Here is a 16,299-nt window from a genome sequence, read left to right as displayed (position 1 = left end):
TAGATAGGAAATTATTGCGGGTTTAGATTTGAAAGTTAAATTAACCGTGAAGCATATATGTTATCCAAACTAGGCTCTAACAACTCAGAGCCCAATAAAGACGATTACAAATTGAGTTTTGGTTTGAAAGTTGAAATTTAGTCACCAAAGAAACTAAATGTAAGAATGCAAAATAGCTACTCTCGAGGGATAATTAGTGGCTGTCACTATTAAGAGACAAACCTGTTGTCTGTCACTCTTAAACCCACTGGCCTGCTGCAAAGCCAGAGCTCCAGCACCATTGGAAGTTATATCCTCCTAACCAACCTGTTACGTCCATTACTTCACCGATGAAGTAGAGGCCAGAAACCGTCTGACATTCCATGGTTTTTGAAGATAGGTGATTGGTGTCCACGCCACCTAGAGTTACTTCGGCAGTACGGTAACCTTCGGTGCCGTTTGGCGCGATTTTCCAGTTCTCTAAATGCTCTACAATGTCATTCAGCTGTTTTTCATTGAACTGCTTGAGCGGCTTGTCTTCCAGCTCTTTGCGGTCAATCAACACTTCAACAAAACGCTTCGGCAGTGCTTTCGCCAAGGTGTTTTTCAGGCTCTGATTTGGGTGCTTCTCGCGAGAGTTAGCCAGCAGTTCAGCTACATCGACTTCTGGTACTAGATTAATCGAAACCGACTGACCCGCCTTCCAGAAAGAAGAGATTTGCAGTACCGAAGGACCCGATAGGCCGCGGTGGGTAAACAGCAACGCTTCTTTGAACAAGGTTCCGTCTAGCGCGGTGATCTCGGCAGGAATTGCGATACCAGAAAGCTCTGCGAAAGCTTCTTTATCTTCTTTATGCAGAGTAAATGGCACCAAACCCGCAGTAGTCGGCATCACAGACAAACCAAACTGCTCGGCAATCTTATAGCCAAATGGCGTCGCGCCTAGTTTCGGCATCGATAAACCGCCCGTCGCCACGACAAGTGAGTCACACTCAACTTCGTCGGTATTAAGGTGCATCTTAAAGCCAGCGTCTGTTTTTTCGATGGAGTGAACATCACAACGGTAGCGCTGTTCAACTTTCGCTTGCTTACACTCTTCAAGCAACATGCTCACGATGTCTTTTGCAGTGTGGTCATTCACACAGAACAATTGGCCGTGGTCTCGCTCTTCGAACTCAATACCGTACTTGCTCACCATCGAGATAAAATCCCAGTTGGTGTATTGAGATAAGGCTGACTTCACGAAGTGAGGGTTGTTACATAGGAAGTTGTTGGCTGAAACATCATAGTTAGTGAAGTTACAACGGCCGCCACCTGAGATTAAAATTTTTCTGCCTGGTTTCTTTGCATGATCAACCACCAGCACTCGTCGGCCACGTTTACCCGCTTCCGCAGCACACATTAAGCCCGCGGCGCCCGCACCAATTACGATTACATCAAACTTTTCACTCATTGGGGTTCTGCTTTCTTCACTTTTGCACCTCGAGTACGCCCTGTTCTCGAAATGCCATCAATAAAAAAGGATGTGCATAAACAGCACATCCTTACTAATTGCTCGCTATTCTAGCGGCAATTTTAAACTTTGCAATTGATGTTCAATTGTACAATTTGCAGACAGCAGCAAAACCACTACTTGGCTTAGCGAACCAACAACCAAAGCTTCACACCAAAACCTAAACTCTACTTCACACGTACTAAAAACTTAGACGATGAAAGAAGAGAGCAAGGTTACACCTAGCAGAGCGGAAGAGAGTATGAATAACTGTCTTACACGATCGCACTTCGAAGTAAAAACTTCGTCATGATGATGGTGATATTCTTTACTTTTGATGTAACTGAACAGGCGAACCTGTTTGGTCATATTGCCATGGGTTGTGAAAAAACCGCCTCCGTCTACTTGTTGATAAAGTAGAGGATGCGCTTCTCGCATAATATAAATGAGCGTTCTTAGCGCAGTAAAATAACGCGCCCAGTTCACGCAAGTCACAACCATTAGTGCAAATAGAATAGTGTCGCCGCTGATCATCCTTTCCTCCCTACATCTTCATAAGAAAACTCAAAAGAAAAAGATAATCAGTGTCTTTCTCGTACTACCTAAACGGCAGGAGCTTCCATAATTGAAGATGAACCATCTTTTGCCAATTGCGCTAGGTCTTTATCAATAAAGAACAGTGCTTTACCGTCTTCACCAACAAGTTCTAGCTTATCCAATACACCTTTAAACAACTTCTCTTCTTCGTGTTGCTCTGCAACGTACCATTGCAGGAAGTTAAAGGTTGAGTAGTCTTGTGTGCTGAAAGCAACGTGAGCCAGTTTGTTGATCTTTTGAGTAATCATTTGCTCATGTTCATAAGTTTCACGGAACACAGCACCAAGGCTATCAAATTCATGTTTTGGCGCTTCAATCGCACCTAGAATTGGCATTGCACCTGTTTCACTTACGTAAGTGAAAAGACGCTGCATATGTTCCATTTCTTCTACTGCATGAACACGCAGAAACTCTGCTGCACCTTCAAATCCTTTGTCTTCACACCAAGCACTCATTTGTAAGTATAGATTGGATGAGAAAAATTCTAGGTTAATTTGATCATTCAGTTGCTCAACCATAGTTTTTGACAGCATTTAAGACTCCTAATTACATCCTCAATTTTCTCTACTATATCACTATTTAATGAATATCTCGCAGGCCATTAGTTAACCAATATTTCGAGCTGTCATTACGCAAGACAGTGGATATGAGATCACTTCAGCAAAAAAAGCCATCGCATAGTGCTAATCTTAAATCAGACAATGAATAAAGGAGGTAGCGATATGAGTTACAAACATATTTTGGTCGCGGTCGATTTATCAGAAGACAGCAAATTAATTGTGGATAAAGCGGTAGCATTGGCTAAGCCATTGGAAGCCAAAGTCTCTTTTATCCATATCGATATTAACTACGCGGAGCTGTATACCGGCCTGATTGATATCAACATGGCAGAAACCCAACATAACGCGATGGAAGCATCTCGAGTTCAGCTGCAAAATTTTGCTGAGCATGCTCAATACCCAATCACCCATACCTTAGTGGGCAGTGGCGATTTGAGTCATGAGCTGTGTGACACCATCAACGAGTTTAATGTTGATTTAGTGGTTTGTGGTCACCATCAAGATTTCTGGAGCAAGCTACTTTCTTCAACACGACAACTGATCAACGCCTCTCCGGTTGATATGCTGGTCGTGCCTCTAAGAGATTCAGAAGACTAATGAATTAAGGTTAGGTAACATACGGCTCATATCTTATTAACGAAGTTTTACTATGAGCTATTTAGCTGGTGTTACCCTCCTATGGGCCTTCTCCTTTAGCCTGATCGGCGTTTACCTTGCTGGTCAGGTTGATTCTTGGTTCTCTGTACTGATGCGTGTTGCCCTTGCCGGTATCGTGTTTCTTCCTTTCCTTAAGTTCCGTGGCGTCTCGCGTAAGCTGATCGCCAAATTGATGGCCATTGGTGGCATCCAGCTTGGCTTAATGTACTGCTTCTACTATCAGTCTTTCTTACTGCTATCCGTTCCTGAAGTCCTTTTGTTTACCGTTTTCACGCCAATTTACGTCACGCTTATTTATGACTTTCTCAAAGGGCAATTCTCTCCGTGGTACCTAGTGACAGCGGCAATTGCGGTATTGGGCGCGGTATTCATTAAGTTCGCAGGTATTAACGAAAACTTTTTAGTCGGCTTCCTCGTCGTGCAAGGCGCGAACCTGTGCTTTGCTATTGGTCAGGTGGGCTACAAGGTGGTGATGGAGAAGGAATCGACCGAGTTGCCTCAGCGAACCGTATTTGGTTACTTCTACTTAGGGGCGCTATGCGTCGCTTCCGTTGCTTTCATGCTACTAGGCAACCCAGAGAAACTGCCCACCACCACACTTCAATGGGGAATCCTGATCTACCTTGGCTTGATTGCGTCGGGGCTGGGTTACTTTATGTGGAATAAAGGCGCGTGCATGGTGAATGCTGGCGCGCTGGCAGTGATGAACAATGCCTTGGTTCCTGCTGGTCTGGTGGTGAATATCCTGATTTGGAACAGAGATGTCGATTTGGTTCGCTTGTCTATTGGTGGCGCCGTTATCTTATTCTCTTTATTCGTCAATGAGACGTGGGTGAAGAAGCGCGTAGCAAGATCCGCAAGCAACGCTTAGCTGATTTGAACGAGCTACATGAGTCAGCTCGGATAACCCCAAAAAGCAAAAGAGCGACCTAAGGTCGCTCTTTTTAAATCATCGCTGTAGCAATAAACCATTCAAATCAACTTCAGTGGATTTGATTGTGGCTCACTACCTGAGTCTTGGTTTCAGTGAAGGCAACATCATCAAGTTGTAGGTTGATTCGTTCCAATTCACTTTCCAGCTTCTGACTTTTCTTAAACAGCTTTTGCTGCTTCTTAATCATCTTCGCCAGTTTCTTATTGTACTTCTCTTGTTTCTTAGCCGCTTTCTTCGCTTGTTTGAGTTCAGCTTTCTCATCACCGCTCGCCTTCGCCATCAGTTTTTTCAGCTTGGCTTTTTTCTGTGCGGCTTCTTTTTTGGCAAGCTCAGGGGCCATATCAGCGGCGGCTGGATCGAACATTTGTACGCTCGGTTCAATTGCCTCGTTGATTTCCGCAAGCGACAGTTCTGGTGCAGGTAATGTTTCCGCTAGCAGGCCGCATGCGACTTTCTCTTCAACGGGTTTGTTTTGACAACCAAGAGGTGGAATTGCGGTGGGTTTGCATAGATTCGCTTGATCCGCCGAAGAACGCGCGCAAGAACGACACAAGAACTTAGGCTCAGTCACCAAGCTGTGGATCTCGCCCAAGTGTTCGGTGATATCTCGACGGTTTAACTTACAAAAGCGTTTAGCCATGCTTCAACTCCAGCTAAGAATAATAATGATTCTTAGTTAGATATACATCTGTAACGCGACTATCGCAAGTGTTAAATGGCAATTTATCGTATTTATGACGGGAAATTTTCTTAGCGTGTATCTAAGTTATTGATGCTTCAATTAAGTCATTGATGCTTTCACATAGACGTCAAAACGGTTCTTTTTGGTTTCGATCGCCATGCTCGGTTTTTGCTCGTCTAACCAAGCTGCGTAATCCGGTCTTTTAACCACAACTCGCTTCGATGCCAACTTCATCGCTGGCTCAAATAGGCCATCAGCATCCAGATCGGCACCCACCAAAGATTGGAATACGCGCATCTCTTTTTTGACCAGAGCCGATTTCTTTTTGTTCTCTGGGTGTGGGTACATAGGGTCGAGGTACACCACATCAGGTTGTTCAAAGTCAGGATCGTTACTGAGCTTGTCTAAAGCATCGTGACTGGATGCGTGAATCAACTTCATGCGTTCAGTTACCCAACCACCGATATCTGGGTCTTGTTGCGCTCGCTGCAAGCCATCATCAAGCAGTGCGGCCACAACGGGGTGACGCTCGACCATTTGCACCTTACAACCTAGAGAAGCCAACACAAACGCATCGCGCCCTAAGCCTGCAGTACCATCAAGAATAGTTGGCGTTGCGCCTTTGTTTAAACCAGCTGCTTTGGCAATCGCCTGACCTTTACCACCGCCAAACTTACGTCGGTGACCAACTGCGCCTCCCACTAAATCAACAAAGATAGCGCCAAGCTTGGGCTCATCGACTTTACGTAGCTCAAGTCGCTCACTAGTCAGTACCAAAGCAAAATCGCTGCTTTCATCATGAGATAAGTTCCAGCGGGTCGCTAAGTCATTCAAATGATCGATTTGGGTAGCATCTTCGCAAATCAGTTGTAGTTGCAAGGTCGTCTCCAACAGACAGTAGTATTCAAAACAAAAGAGGCAACCAGTTTACCTGATTGCCTCAACAATACATATTAGCGGTGAAAAGTATTCCCAGCTAAAGTCGGCTTACCTAAACCAATGGCTCTGTCTCTCGCTCTTGTCTTAACTCTTCAACAAGCTCTGCGAGTGGCTTAGGTCGCCCTATGATGTAGCCCTGCGCGTAGTTCACACCCAGTTCGATAAGCTTGTCGATAATCTGGGTATTTTCAACGAACTCAGCCACGGTGTGCTTGCCCATCTGCTTGGCAAGATCATTGATCGAGCGAACCATCACATGGTCCATCTCATTCACATCAATATCACGTACAAACAAGCCATCGATCTTCACAATATCGACAGGCAGCTTTTTCAGATAGCCAAATGACGATAGCCCTGAGCCAAAATCATCCAATGCAATCATGCAGCCAAGCTCTTTGATTCGAGTGAAGAACTTGATCGCCTGCTTCATGTTACTCATGGCCGCTGTTTCGGTGATCTCTAAACAAATCTTATGACACGGTATCGATGAATCGCTCAGGCTATCTATCAAAAATTCGACAAACTCACGGTTACCCATCGAGTGACCGGAAAGATTGATTGAACACATCCCCAGTTCCTCAATAACCTTAGGGCGTTGCTCCAACCAACCCAAGGTTTGACTGACGACTTGGCGGTCAATCAAATGCGCGATGTTATAACGCTCTGAGGCTGGCATGAAGATCCCCGGGGAGATGTATTCCCCTTGGATGTTCTTGATGCGGACCAAGATTTCAAAGTGCATTTTATCGCTGTCTTCATCTAGGCCAAGAATTCGCTGCGCAAACAACTCTAAGCGATCGTTAGCCAAGGCCTCATGCACTAGGTTAACGCACTCCATCTCAAGATGGCGACGACGCAGGTCTTCATCATCTTGATGGTAAAGATGATAGCGATTGCGACCTTCTTCTTTAGCGGCATGACAAGCTGCATCCGCCTGAGCGTGCACCATCTGTGGTGAAGCTGCTGTATGGTCGATCAATCGAATACCGATAGAGCACGTCAGGTTGAGTCGAATATCATCCCACAAGAATGGATTCTCACTCATCATCGAGATAATACTGCGACACACATTCACCGCATCTCGTTCAGTACAGTCTTTCATCAGCACAGCAAACTCATCACCACCCATTCGCGCTAACACCGCATTGTAAGGCAGTACGTCTTCTAGCAGTTTGGCGCTAAACAAGATCGCAGCATCACCCGCTTCATGTCCTGCGGTATCGTTCAGCACTTTCAGCTGATCCAAATCTAGGAACAACATTGCGTGAGTTCGCATGTGGCTCTCAACCTCTTTCAGCGCCTTTTGCAGCTCTTGCTCAAAGTGGTTGCGGTTAAAGGTGTCAGTCAGTAGGTCATAGCGAGCCTGATACTCTAGCTTTTCAGAAAGCTCGTGCGTTTCGGTGATGTCTTCACCCACAATCAACAGCAGATCAGACTCCACCAACGGGCGGATATTTTCACGAATCCAGCTCTTGCTGCCGTCGGCATGGCGATATTCGATATCACGACGCCACACACCACGAATCTTATGCTGAGGTTGCAGCAAGATATGACGAGGAATCATCGCGTTCTCATCAACATAGAATTCTCTAGGGCGATGGCCCAACAACTGATCGAGAGGGTATCCCAAAAGCTCTTCGGCAAACTGGTTCACTTGTTGAATGCGATTATTGCCATCGAGCGTAATCATCATCACCGGCTGTTTGTCGTAATACAGCTTCAAGTTTGCTTCACGTTGGAACAGCTTATTCTCAGCAAGCTTACGTGAGGTCACGTCGCGCGCCTCAAAGAGAAACTGAATGTCTTCGTCTTCACTGCCCGGCATCGGCTTCAATGAAATATCCAACACCATCGCACCGCGATCTCGACACCACACCTCGGCTTCAAATCGTAAGGCTGGGTGCTCACTTTTTGCGATGAAATATTCGGCTAGCACTTCTCGCGCAGAACTTTCCCAATGTTGGTGTTGTTGCAGCGGCGTTCCCAGTTTATAGCCTTGATTATAAAGCAGCTCATGTAACTTGCTGTTACTCGACAGCAGCACGCCACCCTTATCAATGATGCCCATAAATTGCAGGCTCTGATCAAATATCGACTCCAACAGTCGTTGGCTTTGGCGACTTGCACGTTCGCTCTTCTTCAGACGGTTAAGGTAATACACCAACACCGCGATAACACACGACATGCTCAAGAACATTAAACCGATGGTGCGAATTTCATCGCGATAGCGCATTAAGAATGACTTCGGCTTATTAAGGAAGGTTACTGAGGCTTCATTCTCTGCACCCAAATCCCAACGTGAGATCTGTTGGTAATCGAGTTTGATTTCTGGCGCGCCAGCAACCACCAATGGCAATGGAGCCTTAGGATTGTTCAGCACGCTCAACAGCACGCGCCCCGTGTCTCGACCTTGCGTTTCTCCACTGTGGATCACGCCACCAATCGCACCAAACCCAAGTCCTAAATCATGCACAATATACAATGGCATCTGAGTTTTTTTGTTGAGCTGACGCCAGTCTTCTTTGCTGCTGACCCGACCATTGATGTCGCGGTAGTAGGCCCAGAACAACAAGCTTTTAGTTAGATCAGCGCGTTGCGCGAACGTCATCAGTTCTTGATAAGAATCAGGCGTATATTGCTCCACCATCCCAGAAAACTCAGGGCGTTTTTGTAGAAATAAATCCACTTGAGCGCGAATAGCTTCACCCGTTACCGAGTGATCGGTAACCACGTAAACTTTTTTAACCGTCGATTGAAGTCGATTGATCAGCTCAATATTGCTCGCCATATCAATATCTTCAGTGATACCGGTTGCGTGCAAGCCTTCAATCATTTGCGGAGAAAAATTGTTGATGCCACCAAAAATAACGGGCGTGCCATTGAGTTCGGGCGCTAAGCGTTTCATCAGATTGAGGGCGTTATTATCACTGACGACTACAGCGGCAAACTCTTCATGCGACAGCTTAGTGCGGTATAGCTGATAAATTCGCTCTAAGTATTCAGCGTTTTGAGTTCGCTTGGTATCGAGATAAACAACCCGGTAAGATAACCCATCGCGATCGAGCTCATCAGATAGTCCTTTATGGAAATCATCTGTCCAGAAAAAGCCTTGATGATAAGAGTGAATAACCAACACATCTTTTGCCTGAGCTGAAGCAAAAACACTCCAACACATCACAATAAAAAATAACGAAAATCGCACTGAATTCACCCTAACCCTATAGTTACTGCTAATATTATCACCCTTGGCTATGATGTGTACTCAAGCCGGTATGTTTTTCATTCAACCTAAGGATTATGCATGTCCACAACCACAGCTCGTCTAGATGATCTAGACCGTGCCATTCTCAAAACCTTGATGGAAGATGCACGAACTCCTTACGCTGAAATGGCAAAGCAGTTCGATGTCAGCCCTGCGACGATTCACGTTCGCATCGAAAAGATGAGATCGGCAGACATTATCGAGCGAACGGAAGTTGTGGTAAACACCAAAAAACTGGGTTACGACGTGTGTTGCTTTATTGGCATCAACCTTAATGCTGCCAAAGATTACCACTCGGCGATCGCTAAGCTGAATGCCTTAGACGAAGTGGTTGAGGCGTACTACACCACTGGTGCTTACAATATCTTTGTAAAGCTGATGTGTAAGTCGATAGAAGAGCTGCAGTTTGTATTGATCGATAAGCTGCAAGCGATCGATGAAGTTCAGTCGACAGAGACACTGATTTCATTGCAGAACCCTATCAACCGCAATGTGAATCCATAACATTGATTCGCCTTGCTTGGCATAACGCACAGACAAAAAAAGAGCCTCTAACTAGAGGCTCTTTTCGCAATAAACTAGATAGTTACCGTGATTATGCGTTGATTCCCGCGTGGCGCAGCATTGCGTCGATTTGTGGCTCACGACCACGGAAGCGTTTGAACAGCTCCATTGGCTCTTCACTGCCACCCATTTCAAGGATGTTGTTCAGGAAGCGATTACCCGTTTCAGTGTTGAAGATACCCTCTTCTTCAAATGCTGAGAACGCATCTGCCGATAGCACTTCTGCCCACAGGTAGCTGTAGTAGCCCGCGCTGTAACCACCAGCAAAGATATGACCAAAGCTGTGTGAGAAACGGTTCCAATCTAGGCTTGGCAGTACCGACACCTTAGACTTAACATCCGCTAGCGTTTCTAGTACGCGAGCACCCACTTCAGGGTCGTATTCTGTGTGTAGCGTGAAATCGAACAAACCAAGCTCTAGCTGACGCAGGATAAACATCGCAGATTGGAAGTTCTTCGCCGCTAGCATCTTCTCTAGCATCTCTTTTGGTAGCGCTTCACCCGTTTCGAAGTGACCAGAGATGAACGACAGCGCTTCTTCTTCCCAACACCAGTTTTCTAGGAACTGACTTGGTAATTCAACCGCATCCCAAGGCACGCCATTGATACCCGCAACTGCGCCCGCTTCTACTTGCGTCAGCATGTGGTGGATACCGTGACCGAATTCGTGGAACAAGGTCACCACTTCATCGTGAGTAAACAGTGCTGGCTTATCACCAACTGGCTTATTGAAGTTACACGTTAGGTAAGCAACCGGGGTCTGTAGCTCGCCAGATTCGGTAATGCGACGACCACGACAGTCATCCATCCAAGCGCCACCACGTTTGTGTTCACGTGCGTATAGATCTAGGTAGAAGCTACCACGCAGTGTTCCAGTCGCATCAAAGATATCAAAGAAACGCACTGACTCATGCCAAGTGTCTACGCCTTGACGCTCTGTTACCGACATACCAAACACGCGGTTCAGTACCTCAAACAGACCTGAAACCACATTAGATTCTGGGAAGTAAGGACGAAGCTCTTCATCAGAGATCTCGAACAGTTTCTGTTTTTGTTTCTCACTGTAGTAAGCGATGTCCCACAGGTTTAGCTCAGAGACACCAAATTCTTTCTCAGCAAACTGGCGTAGCTCTTCAACTTCTCGCTCACCTTGTGGTTTGGCTTTTACTGCTAGGTCGTTTAGGAAGCCAAGCACTTGGTCTGGCGTTTCTGCCATCTTAGTCGACAGTGATTTTTCGCTGTAAGTACTGAAACCAAGCATGCGCGCGATCTCGTGGCGCAGCTTAAGTTGCTCGGTGATGATCTCAGTGTTGTCCCACTTACCTGCGTTTGGACCGCGATCTGAAGCGCGCGTTACGTACGCTTCATAAAGCTCTTTACGCAGTTCTTGGTTATCACAGTAGGTCATCACAGGTAGGTATGATGGGATATCTAAAGTCAGTAGGTAGCCTTCTTGCTCTTTAGACTCAGCCGCCGCTTGAGCTGCCGCCAGTGCTGATTCAGGCATACCTGCCAGCTCAGCTACGTCTGTGATCTGCTTGCTCCAACCCATGGTTGCATCAAGCACGTTATTTGAGAATTGAGAGCCTAACTCAGACTGGCGCTTGCTGATCTCGCCGTAACGATGCTGTTCATCTGCAGGTAAGCCAATGCCCGACAATTCAAAGTCGCGCAGTGCGTCGGTAATAGTTTTTTGTTGAGCTCGGTTCAGTGCAGAGAATGCTTCACTCGCCTTGATCGCTTTATACGCTTCGAACAAGCCTTTGTGTTGGCCAACCCAAGTGCCGTATTCAGATAGCACAGGTAAGCAGCTCTCATACGCTTCACGCAGTTCGTCACTGTTCACGACAGAGTTCATATGGCTTACAGGTGACCAAATGCGACCTAAACGATCATCCACTTCTTCAATTGGAGCAACTAGGTTGTCCCAGCTTGGTGAAGTATTACCTTCAAGTACTTGTTCTATCTTGTTGCGACACGCTTCAATCACTTGCTCAACTGCAGGCTTTACGTGCTCTGGCTTGATCTGTGAAAACGGAGGTAAGTCCGTGAAGGTTAATAGCGGATTAGACATATAAACATTCCTTTGGCTTTAGAGACTTTCGTCTTTTTTGTAATGAGGTCGTCTTACAGTCATCAGGCTAAAGTTCGCCCTAAAAAATCACCTGCGAATAGTTATTAAATAGTGCCCATAAAGGCAAATTTCAATAGTAGAACCAATAACTAACTGCAGATAGCTGACGACTGTCCCTGAATTGTTCGAGAATTTATGGTCCATTGAGGGTTATAATAGTCTGATTAACCCCACCTACACTAACCACACTCTAATTCGAGAGTGTTACGAGAGTTTAATTTGTTAAGTTATCGCCACAGCTTCCACGCAGGTAACCATGCCGACGTAGTAAAGCATATCGTACAGAGCCTTATTCTTAATTCTTTGAAACAAAAGGATAAGCCTTTTGTTTATCATGACACTCACTCTGGTGTAGGTCGTTACGACTTAACGCATGAATGGTCTGAAAAAACCGGTGAATACAAGCAAGGTATTGCTCGTGTGTGGGAGCAAACAGACCTTCCTGAAGACATTCAAAGCTACCTTGAGTCTATTTCCATTCTCAATAATGGCGAGAAACTGCGTTACTACCCGGGTTCTCCACGTGTTGCACGTGCACACCTGCGTGACCAAGACCGCATGGTACTGACTGAGCTTCACCCAGCCGATCACCCGCTGCTTGAGCAAGAGTTCCACCGTGATCGTCAGGTATCTATCTACAAAGAAGATGGTTTTAAGCGCTTAAAGGGCAGCCTGCCACCAAAAGAACGTCGTGGTTTAGTACTGATCGACCCGCCTTACGAGCTGGCAAAAGAGTACCGTGATGTCGTGACTGCAATCGCTCAAAGCCACAAGCGCTGGGCAACCGGTATCTACGCAATTTGGTACCCGGTAGTAAATCGCTGTGATATCGAAGATATGATCGAAGGTCTCGAAGGCTTAGGCATCAACAAGATTCTACAAATCGAACTTGGCGTATCACCAGACACCAACGAGCGTGGCATGACGGCATCAGGCATGATCGTGATTAACCCGCCTTGGAAGCTAGAAAGCCAAATGAAAGAGATTCTTCCATTCTTGAAGGAAGCAATTGCGCCGGCGACCGGTCACTTCAAAGTAGAGTGGATCGTACCCGAGTAATCTCGAACTTAACGTCATGCTCTGACAAATATTAAGCAGATTGTGACGTACACGAATAAATTTTAAACAGGGAGATTGAGTTCAACCGATCTGCCCTCAATATAATAATTATACAATTTAAGAATCTATAGGACGTAGGTGTTCAGTGCGCTCACTGTACCCACAGCCTTCAATAAATGGAGAAAGTAATGGCGACTCATTTTGATTACATCTGTATCGGCGGCGGTTCAGGCGGCATCGCATCAGCAAACCGCGCAGCTATGCACGGTGCAAAGGTTGCACTTATCGAAGCTCAAGACCTTGGTGGTACTTGTGTAAACGTTGGTTGTGTTCCTAAAAAGGTAATGTGGCACGGCGCTCAAGTTGCTGAAGCGATCAACCTATACTCTGAAGATTACGGCTTCGACGTTGACGTAAAAAGCTTTAACTGGAGCAAGCTGATTGAAAACCGCCAAGCGTACATTGGTCGTATCCACCAATCTTACGACCGCGTACTAGGTAACAACAAAGTAAACGTAATCAAAGGCTTTGCTAAGTTCGTTGATGAAAAGACAGTTGAAGTGAACGGTGAACACTACACAGCAGATCACATCCTGATCGCGGTAGGTGGTCGTCCAACCATTCCAAACATCCCTGGCGCAGAATACGGCATCGATTCAAACGGTTTCTTCGACCTAATGGAGCAACCTAAACGTGTTGCTGTTATCGGCGCGGGCTACATTGCTGTTGAGATCGCAGGCGTACTAAGCGCACTTGGCACAGAAACACACCTGTTCTGCCGTAAAGAATCTCCACTACGTAGCTTCGACCCAATGATCATCGAGACATTGGTTGAAGTAATGGAAGCGGAAGGCCCAACACTTCATACACACTCTGTTCCAAAAGAAGTAGTGAAAGAAGCGGATGGCACACTGACTCTACACCTAGAGAACGGCAACACTCAAAACGTTGACCACCTAATCTGGGCTATCGGTCGCCATCCAGCAACTGACGCTATCAACCTAGCATCAACTGGCGTTGAGACGAACGATCGTGGCTACATCAAGGTAGACGAGTTCCAAGCGACTAACGTTCCTGGCATCTACTGTGTTGGCGACATCATGGAAGGCGGTATCGAGCTAACTCCTGTAGCGGTTAAAGCAGGTCGTCAGCTTTCTGAGCGTCTATTCAACGGTCAAACTAACGCGAAAATGGACTACAACCTAGTTCCTACTGTTGTATTCAGCCACCCACCTATCGGCACGATTGGTCTAACGACTCAAGAAGCTGAAGAGAAGTACGGCAAAGACAACATCAAGGTTTACACATCTGGCTTCACTGCGATGTACACAGCAGTAACCAAGCACCGTCAACCTTGTAAGATGAAGCTAGTATGTGCTGGCGAAGAAGAGACTGTCGTTGGCCTACACGGCATCGGTTTCACGGTTGATGAGATGATTCAAGGCTTCGGCGTTGCAATGAAGATGGGCGCAACCAAAGCAGACTTCGACTCTGTTGTGGCGATTCACCCAACGGGCAGCGAAGAGTTCGTAACGATGAGATAATCAACGTCTTAGTTGAGCTCTCTTTAGAAGCAGGCCTTGTGCCTGCTTTTTTTATGCCCGCTTTGAACCTTGGTTCTCGATTCGACGTAACACAAATATCCACCTATCTAGATCAGCAATGGAGTTTGTGATGAATCTACTAATCGAATCATTTGAAGGCGGGATTTACTTGGCTTACCAAATCGTTGGCGAGCAAAAGCAATTAATTAAAGATGACCACCAGCATCCTATGAAGTTTTTGAGTGTAAACCAAGCACGCGATCATTTTAGTGACCAAGGCGTAGCATCAGCAATGCTGGTTCATAACAGCGCCTACGACGAGATGTGCGGTGAGCATTGTGGTAGCACACAGCCTTTCGAGATTGATTTGAAGTGGAGTTAAATCAACCTCAAATCAATCGCGATAAAAATTGAAAGGCTTGCATCAATGCAAGCCTTTCTTATGGGAGTCACTTTCACTTTTAATCACCTAGATTAGCGCGATGTCCGTTTAAGTCTTCGTTTAATGTTCTGCTCTTTCACTACAAAGTCGAATAGCGGAGCGAACAGGTTGGCGAACAAGATAGCCAGCATAATGCCCTCTGGGTAGGCTGGATTAAGCACTCGAATACCGACCGTCATCACGCCGATCAAAATCCCATAGGCCCATTTACTCTGATTGGTAAACGCGGCAGATACAGGGTCTGTTGCCATGAAGAAGGTACCAAAGGCAACACCACCCAACACAAAGTGCCAGTAAAACGGCATCGAAAACATCGAGTTAGTATCCGACCCTATCCAGTTCAGTAAACTCGAGGTCGCCACAAGCCCAACAATCACACCGGCGACAATGCGCCAAGACGCTATCTTCATCACAATCAAAATCAACCCCGTCAGCATGATAAGCAGTGACGACACCTCACCCATCGAACCTGGAATATTACCGATAAAGGCATCCATCCAGGTGATCGCCTCGCCAGTCATATTATTGATGAGTGACGGGCTGCCCCCCTCATACCATTGGCTCAGTGGGGTCGCGCCTGAATAGCCGTCAGCAGCAACCCATACCAACCCACCGGACATGTTGGCGGGATAGGCAAAGTAAAGGAACGCGCGTCCTGCAAGGGCTGGGTTAAGGAAATTTCGCCCTGTGCCGCCGAATAACTCTTTGGCGACAACAATACCAAAGGTGATACCTAACGCGGCTTGCCAAAGCGGGATGGTTGGCGGGAGGATGAGTGCAAACAGCACAGAGCTAACAAAAAAACCTTCATTAACTTCGTGCTTACGAACGACAGCAAACAGTACCTCCCAGACGCCACCTACTACAAACACCGTGGCATAAACGGGTAGGAAATAGAGTGCACCAAGCAACATCTGACTTGCCCAGCCACTTGCCATCAATGACTGCGCATCACCAAATGCCCACGACAGACGCCAGCTACTCTCGATAACCGAGGCAAGTTCATTTAATTGATAACTGGATGTGAGTGCGAGAACGCTTTGGTGTCCGACGTTATACATTCCCCAGAACATTGCCGGGAAGGTCGCCAACCACACCAAAATCATAATGCGCTTTAGGTCAATGCTGTCACGAACATGGGTTATGCCGCGGTTTACGTTTCCGGGTGTATAGAATATTGTCGCGAAAGCTTCATACACTGGGTAGAGCTTTTCGTACTTACCACCGGCTTCAAAGCGTGGAGCCACGTCTTCTAATCGTTTTTTTAAACTCATAATCTCAATCACCTTATTGCTTGAGTTATGGTTTTCTACGCATCAGCCGCGCTATTTGAACAATTTTTAACGATTTTTAATCAAATTCGTCTTGAAGAACGAGTGTCTAAAAGTCGAACCGATGTCGAAAAAGAGAGGCGTATAAACAACAAAGCCCCAGCAATGGCTGAGGCTTATTTG

At 46.3% G+C, this 16,299-nt stretch carries 14 protein-coding genes; 6 read left to right on the top strand and 8 right to left on the bottom strand.

What is annotated here, in order from left to right; translation table 11 throughout:
- Positions 1-238 precede the first annotated feature (238 nt).
- The 3 genes from AB4185_RS09615 to ftnA all read right to left on the bottom strand — a co-directional run bounded on the left by AB4185_RS09615 (position 239) and on the right by ftnA (position 2,601).
- Positions 239-1,432: an NAD(P)/FAD-dependent oxidoreductase gene (locus AB4185_RS09615; protein ID WP_372135384.1), complete on the bottom strand. Its 1,194-nt coding sequence runs from the start codon at positions 1,430-1,432 to the stop codon at positions 239-241.
- Between the two features lie 249 nt (positions 1,433-1,681).
- Complete coding sequence (gene uspB, locus AB4185_RS09610; RefSeq protein ID WP_009848060.1) at positions 1,682-2,005, bottom strand: universal stress protein UspB; 324 nt, start codon at positions 2,003-2,005, stop codon at positions 1,682-1,684.
- Positions 2,006-2,073: 68 nt separating this feature from the next.
- Entirely contained in the window at positions 2,074-2,601 is a 528-nt protein-coding gene (ftnA, locus tag AB4185_RS09605) for a non-heme ferritin (protein ID WP_004735556.1), read from the bottom strand.
- Positions 2,602-2,790: 189 nt separating this feature from the next.
- On the opposite strand from ftnA, the gene uspA reads away from it, so the two are divergent.
- Together uspA and AB4185_RS09595 are read left to right on the top strand one after the other, a co-directional pair.
- The gene (gene uspA, locus AB4185_RS09600; protein ID WP_004735555.1) at positions 2,791-3,225 is read left to right on the top strand and encodes a universal stress protein UspA; all 435 of its coding nucleotides are present in this window, start codon (positions 2,791-2,793) and stop codon (positions 3,223-3,225) included.
- Positions 3,226-3,277: 52 nt separating this feature from the next.
- On the top strand, positions 3,278-4,156 hold the full coding sequence (locus AB4185_RS09595) for a carboxylate/amino acid/amine transporter (protein WP_372135383.1): 879 nt from the start codon (positions 3,278-3,280) through the stop codon (positions 4,154-4,156).
- Between the two features lie 112 nt (positions 4,157-4,268).
- Here the strand turns inward: AB4185_RS09595 and AB4185_RS09590 are convergent, their stop codons facing one another.
- The 3 genes from AB4185_RS09590 to AB4185_RS09580 all read right to left on the bottom strand — a co-directional run bounded on the left by AB4185_RS09590 (position 4,269) and on the right by AB4185_RS09580 (position 9,015).
- Positions 4,269-4,859, bottom strand: coding sequence for a hypothetical protein (locus AB4185_RS09590; protein WP_372135382.1), 591 nt, complete (start codon positions 4,857-4,859; stop codon positions 4,269-4,271).
- 141 nt (positions 4,860-5,000) lie between these two features.
- Positions 5,001-5,780 carry a class I SAM-dependent methyltransferase gene (locus AB4185_RS09585; RefSeq protein ID WP_017063046.1) on the bottom strand — a complete coding sequence of 260 codons (780 nt, stop codon included), beginning with the start codon at positions 5,778-5,780 and terminating at the stop codon, positions 5,001-5,003.
- A gap of 112 nt (positions 5,781-5,892) precedes the next feature.
- Complete coding sequence (locus AB4185_RS09580) at positions 5,893-9,015, bottom strand: EAL domain-containing protein (protein WP_372135418.1); 3,123 nt, start codon at positions 9,013-9,015, stop codon at positions 5,893-5,895.
- A gap of 126 nt (positions 9,016-9,141) precedes the next feature.
- On the opposite strand from AB4185_RS09580, the gene asnC reads away from it, so the two are divergent.
- On the top strand, positions 9,142-9,606 hold the full coding sequence (asnC, locus tag AB4185_RS09575; RefSeq protein WP_008218581.1) for a transcriptional regulator AsnC: 465 nt from the start codon (positions 9,142-9,144) through the stop codon (positions 9,604-9,606).
- A gap of 91 nt (positions 9,607-9,697) precedes the next feature.
- Here the strand turns inward: asnC and prlC are convergent, their stop codons facing one another.
- Positions 9,698-11,740 (bottom strand): oligopeptidase A, encoded by a 2,043-nt coding sequence (prlC, locus tag AB4185_RS09570; RefSeq protein ID WP_017071475.1) that lies wholly within the window; start codon positions 11,738-11,740, stop codon positions 9,698-9,700.
- Positions 11,741-12,019: 279 nt separating this feature from the next.
- Between prlC and AB4185_RS09565 the strand changes: the two genes are divergently transcribed.
- From AB4185_RS09565 to AB4185_RS09555, 3 genes are all read left to right on the top strand, one after another.
- Positions 12,020-12,859 (top strand): 23S rRNA (adenine(2030)-N(6))-methyltransferase RlmJ, encoded by an 840-nt coding sequence (locus tag AB4185_RS09565; protein WP_017060143.1) that lies wholly within the window; start codon positions 12,020-12,022, stop codon positions 12,857-12,859.
- Between the two features lie 188 nt (positions 12,860-13,047).
- Positions 13,048-14,403 (top strand): glutathione-disulfide reductase, encoded by a 1,356-nt coding sequence (gene gorA / locus AB4185_RS09560; protein ID WP_372135381.1) that lies wholly within the window; start codon positions 13,048-13,050, stop codon positions 14,401-14,403.
- A gap of 130 nt (positions 14,404-14,533) precedes the next feature.
- The gene (locus AB4185_RS09555; protein ID WP_102332574.1) at positions 14,534-14,785 is read left to right on the top strand and encodes a DUF6482 family protein; all 252 of its coding nucleotides are present in this window, start codon (positions 14,534-14,536) and stop codon (positions 14,783-14,785) included.
- Between the two features lie 92 nt (positions 14,786-14,877).
- On the opposite strand, the gene AB4185_RS09550 is transcribed toward AB4185_RS09555, so the two are convergent.
- Positions 14,878-16,119 (bottom strand): NADH:ubiquinone reductase (Na(+)-transporting) subunit B, encoded by a 1,242-nt coding sequence (locus tag AB4185_RS09550; RefSeq protein WP_372104130.1) that lies wholly within the window; start codon positions 16,117-16,119, stop codon positions 14,878-14,880.
- Positions 16,120-16,299: the final 180 nt, after the last annotated feature.

The sequence above is a fragment of the Vibrio sp. 10N.286.48.F5 genome, from assembly GCF_041469785.1.
GTDB classification, from domain to species: domain Bacteria; phylum Pseudomonadota; class Gammaproteobacteria; order Enterobacterales; family Vibrionaceae; genus Vibrio; species Vibrio crassostreae_C.
The sequence above is the reverse complement of the archived record's forward strand: the minus strand, read 5'-3'. Positions and strand labels throughout refer to the sequence as shown.

Coding starts and splice junctions, on each gene's coding strand:
- AB4185_RS09615 (WP_372135384.1), bottom strand. CDS start 1,432: ATGAGTGAAAAGTTTGATGTAATCGTAATTGGTGCGGGCGCCGCGGGC.
- uspB (WP_009848060.1), bottom strand. CDS start 2,005: ATGATCAGCGGCGACACTATTCTATTTGCACTAATGGTTGTGACTTGC.
- ftnA (WP_004735556.1), bottom strand. CDS start 2,601: ATGCTGTCAAAAACTATGGTTGAGCAACTGAATGATCAAATTAACCTA.
- uspA (WP_004735555.1), top strand. CDS start 2,791: ATGAGTTACAAACATATTTTGGTCGCGGTCGATTTATCAGAAGACAGC.
- AB4185_RS09595 (WP_372135383.1), top strand. CDS start 3,278: ATGAGCTATTTAGCTGGTGTTACCCTCCTATGGGCCTTCTCCTTTAGC.
- AB4185_RS09590 (WP_372135382.1), bottom strand. CDS start 4,859: ATGGCTAAACGCTTTTGTAAGTTAAACCGTCGAGATATCACCGAACAC.
- AB4185_RS09580 (WP_372135418.1), bottom strand. CDS start 9,015: ATGTGTTGGAGTGTTTTTGCTTCAGCTCAGGCAAAAGATGTGTTGGTT.
- asnC (WP_008218581.1), top strand. CDS start 9,142: ATGTCCACAACCACAGCTCGTCTAGATGATCTAGACCGTGCCATTCTC.
- prlC (WP_017071475.1), bottom strand. CDS start 11,740: ATGTCTAATCCGCTATTAACCTTCACGGACTTACCTCCGTTTTCACAG.
- gorA (WP_372135381.1), top strand. CDS start 13,048: ATGGCGACTCATTTTGATTACATCTGTATCGGCGGCGGTTCAGGCGGC.
- AB4185_RS09555 (WP_102332574.1), top strand. CDS start 14,534: ATGAATCTACTAATCGAATCATTTGAAGGCGGGATTTACTTGGCTTAC.
- AB4185_RS09550 (WP_372104130.1), bottom strand. CDS start 16,119: ATGAGTTTAAAAAAACGATTAGAAGACGTGGCTCCACGCTTTGAAGCC.